This window comes from Patescibacteria group bacterium, from assembly GCA_038065255.1.
In the GTDB taxonomy this organism is placed as follows: domain Bacteria; phylum Patescibacteriota; class Patescibacteriia; order JACQRZ01; family JACQRZ01; genus JBBTRI01.
In genome coordinates, this window is the sequence record JBBTRI010000010.1 from 1 (window position 1) to 15,172 (window position 15,172).

The 15,172-nt window shown below is 46.0% G+C and carries 7 protein-coding genes; 6 read left to right on the forward strand and 1 reads right to left on the reverse strand.

What is annotated here, in order from left to right; genetic code table 11:
- Positions 1–175: 175 nt before the first annotated feature.
- Positions 176–403, forward strand: a complete 228-nt coding sequence (locus AAB400_02670; GenBank protein ID MEK7648800.1) for a type II toxin-antitoxin system HicB family antitoxin — start codon at positions 176–178, stop codon at positions 401–403.
- Positions 404–596: 193 nt separating this feature from the next.
- Here the strand turns inward: AAB400_02670 and AAB400_02675 are convergent, their stop codons facing one another.
- Positions 597–1,823 carry a hypothetical protein gene (locus tag AAB400_02675; GenBank protein ID MEK7648801.1) on the reverse strand — a complete coding sequence of 409 codons (1,227 nt, stop codon included), beginning with the start codon at positions 1,821–1,823 and terminating at the stop codon, positions 597–599.
- Between the two features lie 162 nt (positions 1,824–1,985).
- Between AAB400_02675 and lepB the strand changes: the two genes are divergently transcribed.
- The 5 genes from lepB (at position 1,986) to AAB400_02700 (ending at position 15,168) form a co-directional block, all read left to right on the forward strand.
- Positions 1,986–2,612, forward strand: a complete 627-nt coding sequence (lepB, locus tag AAB400_02680) for a signal peptidase I (protein MEK7648802.1) — start codon at positions 1,986–1,988, stop codon at positions 2,610–2,612.
- A 1-nt stretch (position 2,613) separates the two neighbouring features.
- A complete protein-coding gene (gene hisS, locus AAB400_02685; protein ID MEK7648803.1) occupies positions 2,614–4,017 on the forward strand; it encodes a histidine--tRNA ligase in 1,404 nt (467 codons plus the stop codon).
- A gap of 40 nt (positions 4,018–4,057) precedes the next feature.
- Positions 4,058–4,312, forward strand: coding sequence for a 30S ribosomal protein S21 (rpsU, locus tag AAB400_02690; GenBank protein ID MEK7648804.1), 255 nt, complete (start codon positions 4,058–4,060; stop codon positions 4,310–4,312).
- Positions 4,313–4,379: 67 nt separating this feature from the next.
- Positions 4,380–5,939 (forward strand): Ig-like domain-containing protein, encoded by a 1,560-nt coding sequence (locus AAB400_02695; GenBank protein MEK7648805.1) that lies wholly within the window; start codon positions 4,380–4,382, stop codon positions 5,937–5,939.
- 31 nt (positions 5,940–5,970) lie between these two features.
- Entirely contained in the window at positions 5,971–15,168 is a 9,198-nt protein-coding gene (locus AAB400_02700; protein ID MEK7648806.1) for a PA14 domain-containing protein, read from the forward strand.
- The last annotated feature ends 4 nt before the right edge of the window (positions 15,169–15,172 follow it).

Here is a 15,172-nt window from a genome sequence, read left to right on the forward strand (position 1 = left end):
ATTTGGCAACAATGATCAAAACAGGATTTGATGAAGTGGATACTTGTTTCGATGGCATTGATACACGCCTTAGTAAAATATAATACCTTATTCTTAATGAACATACGCATCGCATCGAGTATCTAGAACTAGAACTTCAACGTATGAAAGATATGTTCGCGTTTAAATAAGTAGTATGAAAAAAGAAACTCGAAAATATAATGCTGTTTACCAAAAAAGAGGCAGATGGTTTATTGGTTGGGTGGAAGAAGTCCCCGGAGTGAATGTGCAGGAGAAAACACTCAAGGATGCCCGTGTTTCATTGCAGGAAGCTTTAGCAATGATACTTGAAGCAAATCATTCATACGTCGTTGAGAGTAAAGAAGTTATTCGAGAACCTGTTCTCTATACTCTTTCAAGATGAAAAGAAAAGATTTTTTAAAATATTTAGCACTTCATCGCTGTGAACTTATGCGAGAAGGTGCGCGACACACACTTTTTTGTAATATTTCACTGCAGCGTTTTTCCACTGTACCTCGCCATAATGAAATAAACTCATTTTTGGCTAAAAAAATTTGCTGTGATTTGGGAATTGAACCCATATCAAAAAGATAACTCTATCTGTTTGCGCGGGCTTGCTGGCGATACGCCTGATTTCTTTCTTCTTTTTGTGCTCTTCGCCACTCGCGAATGCGGTCAGCTTTAGCTGCTAACACTTCAGCAATAATATCTTCCAGACGCTTTGCAGAGATATGCGTTGCTTGGACACCAGGAGCCGTATCCCCGCCATTCATAAGAAATCCATAGGTATAGTACCATTCCGGAGCGCACTCTACTGTGCCTTTCTGCGATAATGTAGCCCTATTAGTGGGAAGGGGGCGGCCCTGGATGCGCGCTTCCTCTGTGCGGATGGCAGCTGCAATTTCATTAATAACTTCCATGGGCACTTTCTTCTTATCCGGAAGGATGACAGGGTGCCCATCAGAAATCTGCATATTCATACATGTGCCAAATTTTTCCTGTATGTAACCAATCATTTTTGGAATAGATGATCTAATGCGTCCAATGAGAATATCTCCTCTGCCATCTATATCTAGCACAAACCCCTTGTTTTTGAATTCCTGAATAACCCTGATCTCCCGCTCAACAAATGTATTAAGCCACAAAAGTTTTTTTCGTAAGACAATCAACTGGTTTGCTTTATCTTCAGGACCACCTTTGGGTTTTCCCTGCCAATCAGTGACTTCATATTCCTCACGGATTTTTGTTAGTTCGTTTATGAGTGCAGATTGTATAGCCTGCGTATCATTGAGACGTACGGCATTTAAGATGCGGGCGAGCTCGTCTTTATCTACAACTCCAAGAATGCGCGCCATAAGTGTTGCGCCTGATTCCTTCTCTACTTCAGAATCGCTTGCTGTAGGATGTTCATCGAGTACGCTTCCACCTGTGCCAAGGAGGCGAATGCCGTTGCGCCAGTTGGTAAGCCAATCCGTACCCCTATAAGAAGGACCCGTATCGGTTCGCAAGACTATGCCTTGACCAAACGGACGTTCTTCGTCTTCAAGGTGTTCAAGGTTGATGATATGGCGAATATCCCCAAATAATGGGGAAGAGTATTTTGCTCCAAGAAAAAACTCAAGCACCTCATCGGCATGGGGGCGGTTATGGGTTGTGATTTCTCTCACAGGACCAGATACTGCCGAGAGTTGAGCCACTTTTGTATGCCAAGCTGCAAGGCGTATAAGCCGCTTGTCTACATCGGCTTCGTCCCATGCTGCAAGTTGAGATTTGATTCTACGAAGATGTTCCGGCTCTCTGAGTGTATCTGCTTGTTGTGTCATATTGTCCATGAATATAGCACAAAAGTGAACTTTTGTCAATAAAAAGCTGTTTCTGCGTGATCATTTGATTTTTTCTTTTGGTTACGTTATAATGCCTTTGGTTGTGTATAACATTATCTTTGCATGGCTTCTAAAGTCCTCAGTGGCTTTGATTTTGTATTTATGCCGATAATAAAAAGTGAAAACGAATTCAATGAAGAACTCCAGCAGGGCGGGGGAGGGAAGCGAAAGCTTTCATTTGCTTCTACTGCGCTTGAGTACTTTGCAGAATTCACAAAAATATTTATTATTGCAGCGGCGATCATTTTACCCGTACGGTTGTTTCTAGTGCAGCCATTCTACGTGAGGGGGCAATCGATGGAGCCGAATTTCCATGATAGCGAATACCTTATTATCGACAAACTCAGCCCTCGATTCAAGCCCTACCAGCGAGGCGAGGTGATCGTGTTCCGCTATGATTCAGCCGATCAGCGTTATTTAATAAAACGCATCATAGGATTGCCCGGCGAGCATGTGAGTATTGCAAACAGGCATGTGACCATTACCAACAAAGAACATCCCGACGGCCTGACGCTTGATGAAAATACCTATAAACCTCAGGAGCTTGGCCTTGAAACACTTGAGTTTGATGTGGCACCTGATGAGTATTTTGTACTTGGAGATAATCGTGAGAACAGCTATGATTCATCGAAATTCGGCCCCATTAAGATACGGCAAGTAATCGGCAGGGTGTATCTACGGGGTTTGCCTATTACAAAGTTTGAAATATTCAGTGCTCCAACCTATTGATATGAAAAAGAAACAAGATAAACAACCTGAAGCAGCGCCTGCTGTGCAACCTGTACAATCTGCAAAACCAGGCATTGAAACCGTGAAGCAGGTAAGAGCTCCGCAGCTTGTGAAGGGTATGAAAGATATTCTTCCTGTTGACCAGCCGTATTGGATGCATATTAAAGCATTGATTGGTCGCATGATGGATGACTATAGCTTTGGCCGGATCGATATGCCGATTGTTGAAGATACGTCGCTGTTTTTGCATGGGCTTGGCAAGCAAACAGATATCGTGGAAAAAGAAATGTATACATTTGTGGATCAGGGAGGGAACAACTTGTCTCTCCGTCCGGAATTGACTGCAAGTTTTGTGCGTTCCTATCTGGAGCATGGCATGCTCACATGGCCGCAGCCGGTGAAGCTCTATGCGGTTGGACCTGCTTATAGGCACGACAAGCCCCAAGAAGGGCGCTATCGGCAATTCTATCAGTGGAGCTGTGAAGTCATCGGCGAGGCAAAGGCTGCCGCAGATGCACAGCTCATTCTTATAGCGTATAAATTCTATACATCACTGGGTCTTTCACCGATCATGCATATTAACAGTATCGGTTGCCAGGTATGCCGGCCAGCGTATCGCGAGGCGCTGACAGAATATTACAAAAACAAACGCAGCCAGATTTGCGAAGATTGCAAGAGAAGGCTTACCAGGAATGTTATGCGACTCCTTGATTGCAAGGAGCAAACCTGCCAGGAGATCAAAGCAAAAAGTCCTCACATGGATGAATACCGCTGCGATGATTGCAAAAACCATTTCATGTCGGTGCTTGAATATGTGGATGACTTTGATATACCCTATGAATATAACCACTATTTGGTGCGCGGACTAGATTATTATTCTCGAACAGTCTTTGAGTTTTATATTCCGCGGGGAGACGATGAGGAAATGAATATGCTTGCCATTGGCGGCGGCGGGAGATATGATCAGCTTGTTGAATTGTTCGGCGGGATGCCTACGCCGGCGGTTGGGTTTGCGGTTGGTATAGAGCGAGTGATCTTAAAACTGAAAGAAATGCAGACGGCGGGAGAAGAGATCCCCATTGTCCAACAGCGAAAAATTGATATATTTATTGCACAGCTTGGCGAGCGTGCAAAGCGCAGAATGATGGTATTATATGAAGAGTTGCTCAAAGAAGGCTTTGCTATGGCGGAAGCATTTACCAAGGATAGTTTGAGGGCGCAGCTTGATTTGGCAAATAAACTTGGTGTGAAATTTACGGTTATTTTGGGTGAAAAAGAATTGATCGACGGAACGATTATTATCAGAAATATGGAAGGTGGCGAACAGGAAGTGATAGATAGTACCAAGCTTATACCGACCTTGCGCAAAAAGCTCGATGCATGGTCGCAGAAAACAACATCGTGATTATATTAATTCATAACGGTTGAAAAGGGGTGAACACACCATGCCAGAAATAAAACGAAAAACAAAAGAGTCGTTTGAGTCGGCATTGCGAAGATTCAACAAGCAGGTTCAGCAGAGCGGAAAATTGCTATCTGTTCGAAAATTGCGGTTCTTTACGCGTTCCAAGAACAGGCGAGCAAAGAAAGAAACTGCGCTGCGTAGAATGAAGATCGAGCAGAAGAAAAACTATCTCCGCAAAGTAGGCAAGCTCAAAGACGTCTTTCCGGGTGTCAAGGCTGTCATGAGATTGCAATAGCATTCGTTAATAACATTTCAGCGCCATGATTTGGAGGAGGAACAGTTTCATAGGGGCAGCTGTAGGTGTGGCACTCATAGTGCCAAGTGTTGTGTTTGCCGCAAACGGATTCGGAGCTTTTATAGGTGTACAGGGAGATGATGTACGCCTTATTGTGCTACGCGTGTTTCAGATATTTTGGATACTCGTCGGTATTGCATGCGCAGCGCTGGGCGGATACGGCATTTATTTGTACAGGTCAGCATCAGGAGATGAAGAAGAGCTGCATCAGGGCAAACGCTTCATGTTGATAGGCGCCATTGGTGTTGTAGTCGTGATTGCACTTTCTATTATATTGGCGCAGATCTATGGAAGCATGGCTAAAAAAACCGCCAGTCAGGTCGTGGGTACCGAAGTTGAATTCCCTTCGCAATTTTTTAGCGAAATGCTTGGCGCAGGAGGAAGGGTTGCAGAGCATTTTCCTACGCGAGATGCCAAAAATATTCCTCGGAATGCCCGTATTATTATTACATTTAAGGAATCCATTCGTATTGAGAGCGTTAGAGATGACGCAAAGAAACTAAAAACAGATGTTATTCGCATTCAACAAGTGTTTCCGCAAGTGACTGGCGTCATGGTGAATGCGGCGGGAGCTGTAGAAACAAATAGCGATCATACTGTTCTTACTATTGCTCCTGAAGCGCTATTCGGCGAGAAGAACAAAAAGTCTACCTATGCCGTTACGCTAACGAATGCACTACAGAATGAAAAAGGAGAAAAAATATTTTCTACAAACAGCGGCTACTCATGGCAATTTGAAGTCAGCGGACTTGTGGATAATACCCCTCCTCAGTTGGAATCTGCGCAGCCCCTGCCCCAAGCCTCTGGTATGCAGCAGCAGATTCGCTATCCCTACAATCACCTCATTCAGATGACATTTACCAAACCTATTGACCCATTAAGCATTACCGGCGACAAAATAGAAGTGATCAATGATGATTTGAGTACGAAAGTGCTCGGTAGTGTCACTGTTGGCAATGGATTTCGTACTGTGACATTTTTGCCGAAAACATCATGCGGGAAAAACGCATGCAGTGAGACAATCTTCTGCTTGCCACAAAAAAATAGGCTTCATGTAACGGCAAAAGCTGCCTCTCTGCCAAAGACAAGAAGTTCCGAGAGTCCGAATCGCGCAGTTTTTCCGTATGATGGCATCGTTGATGTGATGGGTAACTCTCTTGATGGTGGCGGAGTTAATGCAGCACAGAAGAATGGGAAATCAGACGGTCCTCCGACAGATTCAGTGACCTACTCGTTTGCTACATCAGACCAATTTGCAAGTACCCCACCTCAAGTGACCTACATCATGCCGAAGCGGGATGGCACCAAGGTAGACCTCACTCAACCTATTCAGGCTGATTTCTCATCGTTTATGGATCTTACGTCACTTCACAGCAGTACCTTTATGTTGAGTAAGGAATTAAACTATTGGATTGTAAGCACTAATGATAGTGCAAACAAAAAAACCACTTCACAGATTTTGCATGACACACTGAAGCCAAATACAATCTATAAACCGGAAATTCAATCAGCAGTAAAAGATATTACTCAGCAATGTTTTAATCCATGTATTGGCCCGACGCCATAATACTATTGCCATGCGCACTTTCCATCCACATTTGAAACCGTTTTTTATAGGGCTCTGCATGAGTGCCTGTGTTGCGTTGGGCGGGATATCATTTGTGTTGGCGCAAGCGACATTGCCAATCATTCCTGATAAGCCGGATCGGCAGCTGGCACCAAAACAAGCGGAACAGCCTCTTAGCACAGCACAGGGTGAAGCAATGAAAATTGACCGTGTCTTTCCACAGAGCGGTCCGCCCAACCAATTTGTCAGCATTGAGGGCAGCGGATTTGGCCCAGTGGCCGGTACGGTAGTTTTTGATCAGAACGGCCGTGCAGTGCAGGCTGAGACAAAAAGTTTTCCGCTCGAGTGCCAAGGCCTTTGGTGGAGGAATACGACTATTATTGTCAAAGTGCCACAGCTCGAAGCAGGCACGTACATGATAAAACTCAAGCGACAGGATGGATCTATTAGCAACCAAATCCGTTTTGTAGTCAATCAAGGAACTCCGACGCCGGGTATCTGCGGATTATTGCCCGATAACGGCCCCGCCGGTGTTCCGGTCAGAATATTTGGATCTGGTTTTGGCAGAGATGCAGGAAAAGTGGTTCTTGGCAGTGTGGATTTGCAAATCGAAGATCAGGGGTGGAATGATTCAATTATTAGGGCGCAGACATCTTTGACCGATTCTCTATCGGGAAAAATCCGCGTTATTACTGCAGACAAAACGTTGAGCAATCCGATTTCATTCTCTTTTGCTCGATGTTCTCCAGGATCCTGTGGCACGGGAAATGCATGCTGTGCAGACGGTTCATGTCGTCCGGATGGGCGCTGCGAAGATAGGCCGCCTCTCTGTACGTATTCGTGGGCGTTTTATACAGGTGATCTTGCCGGTACCGGCGAACCGTGTTCATCTAATGAACAATGTTTGTCAGGAATTTGTACGAATGGCATATGCGCACAGGGAATAAAGGGAGAAGGCGCGCGATGCACATTTGATGCCGAATGCCAGAAGGGATTGAAATGCGAGAATGGCATGTGCAAATCTATTTTGAAAAAAAATGGCGACAAATGCACCAGCAGTTCAGAATGTTTCAGTGGGAAATGCGAAAATGGAATATGTAAAAATGGTGACAAAAAAGTTGGTGAGCAATGCAAGTACGATCAAGAGTGTGCTAGCGGTAATTGCTATAACGGAAAATGTGCTCAGGCGCGCATATGCCCCAAAGTGTTGAAATCAGAACCTACCGGCAAACTGGCATATAAAAATTCAGTTTTCAGTTTGTTATTCAATCAGTTAATGGATGAAGCCTCGGTACGTGCTGCACTTTTGTTTAGACCCGAAACAAAGGGCTCAATTCTAGTTAAAGTTATTGGAACGGGATTGGAAGCAAAAACACAGGCGGAATATAGGCCGGATGCATCATTAAAATCAAATGAAGCTTACACATTTGTTGCTGGGCCGGATGCACGTTCTGCATCCAGTCCGGATACGATTGCAAAATGTGCTGCAACAGGTGGGAATGCATGCAGTGGCACGGGTTCGATTTGTGACAAAAAAGGTTCGCTCTGCGAAGGTGGTGCGTCATGTTCCGGTAATTCATCCACATGTCGCGGCGTTGGTACGGTATGTAGCGGCAAAGGATCAAAATGTCTGGAAGGAGCCACATGCACTGGCACCGGTTCCACATGTTTAGATAAAGGAAGCTCGTGTACCAATGAAGGCTCGGTATGTCGTAAGCAGGCTGGCTGTTCCGGTCTCAATGCCCAATGCGGCGGATCAGGGGTGCTGTGTACCGGGAATGGTTCGATATGTAAGGATGGAGCAGTGTGTAAAGGTACGCCACCTATTGTAAAGGAAGAAAAGTGTGAAACTTCAGGACAGAAATGCAGTGCTCAGGGAGCTCAGTGCACTAATGGATCAACATGTAGCGGTGTTATCTCTCGCTGTACCGGAATAGGAGCAGCATGTGAAGGAAATAGTTCAACGTGCCTCAATGGAGCGGTTTGTGATGGCAGTAATTCTACCTGCAGCGGAGTTGGAACCCTGTGTACTGGAAGCGAAAGCAAATGCGTGAATGGCGCTCGTTGTACCGGAGTTGATCCTGTATGTCAGGGAGCAGCAAGTGAATGTACCGGCGATGGAAGCGTATGCAGTGCCGGCGCTACGTGCAATGTGTTGCCGCCAGATATTGCATGCGGTGCAAATGGTACATGTCCGGGTGGACTGGTGTGTAATCCTGCTACGCAAAAATGTATCGATCCACCGACGTGCGGACTAGGCGGCAAATGTCCCGAAGGGTTGAAATGTAATTCCGATAATAAATGCTACCCTGCATGCGGCGCAAACGGCGCATGCCCGGGTGGACTGGTGTGTAATCCAAAAACGCTAGCATGCACTCCGCCTCCATCATGTGAAAATGGCAAATGTCCAAATGGATTGCAGTGTAACAAGGAGGATAATAAATGCTACCCTGCATGCGCAGCAAAGGGTGCTTGTCCTGCTGGGTTATCATGTAATGGATCAAATCTCTGTGGGTTGCCCCCGACGTGTGGGCCAAACGGAACCTGTCCGAATGGAGGCGTTTGTAGTAAAACAGATAATCGTTGTTATCCCGAATGCGGAGCAAACGGCACATGTCCGGGAGGGTTAGTATGTAATCCCAATACAAAAGGCTGTGAGCCAATCATTCAATGCGGTATTGGCGGTTCCTGTCCGGCAGGATATGAGTGTGAAAAAAGCTCAAATCAATGCAAGCCTATTATTCCTTGCGGTCCCGGCGGCTCCTGCCCAGGAGGAAAAGTATGCGTACCCGGCACAAATACCTGTATTGAACCTCCTGTATGCGGTGAGGGTGGAAAATGTCCCGATGGCTTAGAATGTAATCCCGCAACACAGCATTGTTACCCTCCATGCGGCCCTGGAGGAAGCTGTCCAAGCGGTCTTGCATGTAAGCCTGGAGGCACTACTTGCGAAGTAGTAACACCAATTATCCCCCCCGGTCCCATTGCCTGCAATCCCGATGGATCCTGCCCTCTCGGAACAAAGAAAGATCCTCTGGCTTCATCATGTAAGTGTTTACCGGATTGCAGCGCCGGACAGAAATGCCCTGCCGGCAGCGCATGCGATAGCGTCAGTGGCGTATGTCGCGTGTCCTGTCCTCCGGATTCCAACTGCCGTTCCGACGAACGCTGTGTTGAAAATATGTGTAGACCCATTCCCACCGGCCCCCATTGCGGTGATGGAACCATCCAGCTTGAACGTGGCGAGGAGTGTGATAACGGTTCATCGAACAATTCATCAGGAAACATCTGTACAGGTTCCTGCAAGCTCATTGCCTGTGGTCCCAAGGGTGAATGTCCCGGAGGATCCAAATGCAGTGCTGACGGCAAATGCCACCCTGTTTGCGAAAATGATAGCGATTGCAAATCTCCGCTTATATGCGATCCCACAGAAAAGGTGTGTAAACCACCCATCATAACCGTCTGTTCTCAAAAGAAATCCTGTGAACCCTCTGACGACTGCAAACTCTGCGAACCTCTCTGTACATCCGCCAACAGATGTAAGATTGTGAATCCTCCGGACTGTGCATCGCGTAATTTATTCTCATGCCAAAAAACCGATGGTACCATTGAATGTGCTAAGCCATGCCCATCAAACGACGTAGGTGTTTGCAGTGCCGGTACCGGCTGTTCACTCACCGATGACTGTAAACTCTGTCCTAAGTGCGCAACAGCTTCACGATGCAGCACCCCACCACCTGATTGCAAAGCTTTGGGCAAATACGAATGCCAGAAAAAAGATGGTAGCAAATTCTGTAGTGATGCTACCTGCGAAGAAATCCCCCCCGGTCCCATTGCCTGCAATCCCGATGGATCCTGTCCTCTCGGAACCAAGAAAGATCCTCTTGCTTCAGCATGCACCTGTCTTCCGGTCTGTGCTTCCAATACCGATTGCCCTGCCAACCAGAAATGCGATCTTGCTGCCGGCGTATGTCGCGTGTCCTGTCCTCCGGATTCCAACTGTCGTTCAGATGAACGCTGTGTTGAAAATATGTGTAAGCCCATTCCCACCGGCCCACGCTGTGGTGATGGAACCATCCAGCTTGAACGTGGCGAGGAGTGTGATAACGGTTCATCGAACAATTCATCAGGAAACATCTGTACAGGTTCCTGCAAGCTCATTGCCTGTGGTCCCAAGGGTGAATGTCCCGGAGGATCCAAATGCAGTGCTGACGGCAAATGCCACCCTGTTTGCGAAAATGATAGCGATTGCAAATCTCCGCTTATATGCGATCCCACAGAAAAGGTGTGTAAACCACCCATCATAACCGTCTGTTCTCAAAAGAAATCCTGTGAACCCTCTGACGACTGCAAACTCTGCGAACCTCTCTGTACATCCGCCAACAGATGTAAGATTGTGAATCCTCCGGACTGTGCATCGCGTAATTTATTCTCATGCCAAAAAACCGATGGTACCATTGAATGTGCTAAGCCATGCCCATCAAACGACGTAGGTGTTTGCAGTGCCGGTACCGGCTGTTCACTCACCGATGACTGTAAACTCTGTCCTAAGTGCGCAACAGCTTCACGATGCAGCACCCCACCACCTGATTGCAAAGCTTTGGGCAAATACGAATGCCAGAAAAAAGATGGTAGCAAATTCTGTAGTGATGCTACCTGCGAAGAGTTGCCACCGGATGATGAGGAGCAATCATGTGGTCCCAATGGACAATGTCCGGCTGGAACAACCTGTAATCCAGGTACAAATACATGCCAAGCGCCGGGTGGGCCTCAAGCACCATCCAGCCTCATACTTGCAGTCCGCTCATCTTCACAAATTGATCTTACATGGAGTGATAATTCTTCTAACGAGCGTGCATTCTTAATCTATCGCTCACTTGATAAGGGCGCTTCCTATTCACTCAGAGCAGCAGTAGCTGCACAATCAGAACAGTTGGCCGCCTATGCAGACACGGGTCTTGATGCTCGAACAGAATATACCTATAAAATTATTGCCATAAATGCATATGGTGATTCTGATCCATCGAATGTGCAGTCGGAAACAACATCATGGCTTCCCTGCCTCATATTTTGTCCAACACCCGCTATTCCTACGGGACTTGATATGCGAGCGCTTAATGCTTCGACAATTAAAATTATTTGGAACCATGATGATAAAAATGTTACTGCATTCAAAGTGGAGCGCACTATAAATCCCAATGATCCCGATTCATATATCACGGCATGCTCGGTAACCAATACCCAGAAGTGGTGTAATGACGGTGAGCTTAGTCCGAATACTACCTACTGGTATCGAGTCCAAGCATTGAATGGTTCGAAATTTTCTGCTCCATCCGAAGCTAAGTCCATAAAGACGCTTGGCGGCAGTGGCGGGCTTCCACCACTTGCACCCACGCAACTCACAGCGGTGGGGGATACACCATCTCAAATAACTCTTCAATGGCAGCATACAGGCGCTGATGAGCTTGGATTTAATGTGTATAGAACAAAGAATCTCACCCAACCTTTTGAGTTTGTGAAGCGCGCCGGCAGAGATGAGCTTATATTTATCGACACAGAAAAAGAAACAAATGTGCAATCCAATTCTGATTATTGGTATCGTGTTGCCGCATTCAATGATTATGGAGAAACATTTGCCGCTGGGGATCCTGCAAAGGCCCACACACCACTTTTTGGATGTATATTCTTTTGTAAAACACCAGTTGCTCCAACGGAAGTGAAAGCAACAAAGATTGATTCTCAAACGATCTCTTTGAGTTGGCAGCATACCGGCGCAGATCTTACCGCATTCCGTATTGAAAAAACATCAGATAGCGGCGCAACAAAAATATATCATTTTGTCACGACCGTTGGCAAAAACGAGCGCACTCATCGTGATGCAGGCTTATTGCCAGCGACGTATTCATATCGAATTACAGCATTAAATGATACACGAGAATCATCATCTGTTCTTTCAGGAGATACAAGCATTACTACGGTAACTCCTCCGCAGCCAGGACAATGCGTGCCCACACAAATTGCCGGTGCGGGATTGCGCGGTATTTACTATGCTGCTGAGCATAAGGATCCTCCATCCCAGGTGCCTGCAGGCAGCCCGCTTATCGACCGCATTGATAGCAAAATAAATTTTGACTGGAGAAATGTTCCCAATGACCCGACTGTTCCGCCGGGTTGGTACCTGGTTCGCTGGACCGGTGGCATTCGCGTGCCACAGAACGGCGAATATACATTTCATACGCGAAGTGATGACGGCATTATTGTTTCCATAGATAATAAACTTATTATAAATAATTGGACGGGACACGGCATTACAAGCGATAAAGGAAAAGTTACTCTTGAAAAAGAAGTGCTCTATCCGATATCAATGACCTATTATGAAAATGGAGGATATGGATGGATGCAACTTTTCTGGTCAGGACCGGGTGTTGCTGTGGAAGAAATTGTGCCCACAGAGTATCTCTATACCGATCAAGGAGCGCCAATCACTACCTGTGTGAGTCCGGACTCCGTACGTCCCTATCTTGATTCGGTATCTGTTTTGATTGATGATGCAGACAAATCCACTTCATTAAATGATCAGTTTAATTGTACTGCCGGAAAGACATGTCCAATCGGCTCAAAATCACTCCACACGTATTCACTGAAGGTATTTGGACGTGATGCACGAAGTGGTGGATTAAGCGAAATTGTGCCATCCGGAGGAATACAATGGGGATATCCTACCGGTTCAAGCGCCATAGTCTCACTATCTCAAACTACCCCAGCTAAACCCACAAGTCGACAGATTTCTGCACTTGCCAATGGTACAGAAACTATTAGCATTCGTGTCTCTGATGTTGATGAAAATGGATACGCGAAAGTAGTTGAAAAGCAAGTTGCTGTAACGGTGTCCGCATCCACAGATTCAGGCGGAGGCGGTGGAGGAGGAGGAGGCGGCGGTACGGTGAGTGGAACATGCGCACAGCCCCTGCGAATGGCGCTTATCGGATTTCATAGCAATACCCATCCGACCTATGATTGGATTAGACAGGCCTATCCTTCCGTTGTGGGTGTAATTGATACGTTGAGCGATGCATCCATGCTCGCAGAAGATAATTATGATATCTATATAGTAGATAGAGCTTGGTGGAGCGCAGATTCGTATAATTCAAAACTATATAGCCTTTGGAATGATCGTGGTAAAAACGTTATTTCAATAGGAAATGATTCAACAAGCGCGTTGGATCCTATCGGTACCTATGTTGGGACTGGCGGCGCGCAGTATAATTTGGCATCAAAGCCACGCGAAGCCCATGAAGTAATGAACTCATCATTTCAGGCCTACGATCAAATTGGTGCTGTTACGGACGGGTATGCAACTGCTATTCTGACAGCAAAAAATGGCTTCACTTCTCTCTATGAGCGTGTGAGCAAGCCTGCCGGTCAAACCCATCACATGGGTCTTATTGGAAAAAATGCCATTGGGGGTATTTGGTTCCACGATAATACAGGGGGATTATTTAATAATGATCAAGGGAAAAATGTTCTCACATCAGTTCTTGATTATATGACGAAGGATAGGCCAAGTAGAAGTGCACAGACGGCAGCCTTCAAGGAGACCTATAGCAAGCAGGTTGATCCTGCCTGTGCTCTTGGTGGCAATCTCCCTCTGGAATCAATAACTGTGTCCGTTGATGGCGCGGCACTAGATGATCTACACCTGAGTGATCAGTTTAATTGTTCCGAAAGCTATCCATGCCCTGCAGGGGCTACGCCTTCTCATACCTATTCAGTAACAGCATTTGGTATCGATGCGGCAGGCACAAAACAAGAGATTATACCTGATCAGGTTACCTGGTCGCTTGGCACGCCAGCATCCACATCTATTGTGCTTAGCGGAGTTTCTGAAAACACTTCAAATAGTCAGGCAGTTGTTACGGCAAAGGCTCTCCAGGGTGGAAATTCAATTGCTGTAACAGTACAGGGCAAAGACACTGCCGGAAATGCAACCACACTTACGAAAACCGTTACCATGAGTGTCTGTCCCCATCCATGGAGCTATGTAAATGCCGACTATGATTTTTCAATGTACTACTGTAGGGATATTGACAACACGAGCATGCTGCCCCTTCTCTCAAACCCTCCCCGTATTCGTACGGCAGTCCAGGGATTTATAGGCACAGCATTCAGTAGAGAATACATTTTCCCCTTTGTTCTTGATGCACAGAATAATCCTGATCCCAATCAAACAGATGTTATTATTATGCGCGTTGGAGATAATCCCAAGCGTCAACTTCTCAATGATTGGTACAAGGAGCGCGTGCCATTTGGATCTCCTTCTCCCATTGCACAAATTGATGGGTTTGACACCCTTCAGGATGAATCCGGCATCTATGTTATGGCGCCAAGCACAAATGGAACTACTCCCGAACTGCGCATCTATTTCTTTGCGGTGAATAAGGGCGCAGACCCTTCTACAACACAGCTGTTTACCAGAATGCTTTCGTGGACGAAATTCGCTTCTTCGATACCATCAGATGAAGATGGCAAAAAACTCCGCATGGATATGACTCGGTATGCGCGGTTACGATCTATTCAGAAACAGCTTGAACAGTATCGGAGGGTATCAAGCTATCCGTGCAAGTCAAACCCATCGACAACATGCTACTATCCAAATCTTGATTCAGGAAGTTATATTTCGCATGAGAGCATTTCAATTTGGCCATCATGGAAGCAAACACTCAGTAATAATCTTGGTACAGCATTGCCGGTAGATCCTCTTCAGGAACAGGATCCGCAACCACTTGAATATCAATGCTCATTGCCGTTTAACAAGAACACCTGTTGGTATACTGAAGAAAAATGCGGTGAAAAGGGGAAGTGTTCAGAATCAGACCTCCATTGTGAAACAGCAACAAATTCATGCTTTCCGTATTTTAACGGCTCATGTGAGCATAATGCAAAAAATGAAAATGGATATTGCAAACCTCAATCTACGCCGTTTCAGTTGGGAACGACGGTATATAATGCCATAGAAAAAGAGAAGCATGTATTCACATACAAATCACTGAATGGTGGGCAGAACTATCAACTCTGCGGACTCTTCGATAAACCGCGCCTCATCAGAACATTTTACGGATTGGCAATTAATGATGCAAAGCCAATTTGTTTCGAGCAAGAACCAAATCTTTCCCTTCTTGACCGTGGCATGCTACTCTTAAGAAAGATATCATCTCTTTTTCCACAATAAGATC

Coding starts and splice junctions, on each gene's coding strand:
- lepB (MEK7648802.1), top strand. CDS start 1,986: ATGCCGATAATAAAAAGTGAAAACGAATTCAATGAAGAACTCCAGCAG.
- AAB400_02675 (MEK7648801.1), bottom strand. CDS start 1,823: ATGACACAACAAGCAGATACACTCAGAGAGCCGGAACATCTTCGTAGA.
- hisS (MEK7648803.1), top strand. CDS start 2,614: ATGAAAAAGAAACAAGATAAACAACCTGAAGCAGCGCCTGCTGTGCAA.
- rpsU (MEK7648804.1), top strand. CDS start 4,058: ATGCCAGAAATAAAACGAAAAACAAAAGAGTCGTTTGAGTCGGCATTG.
- AAB400_02670 (MEK7648800.1), top strand. CDS start 176: ATGAAAAAAGAAACTCGAAAATATAATGCTGTTTACCAAAAAAGAGGC.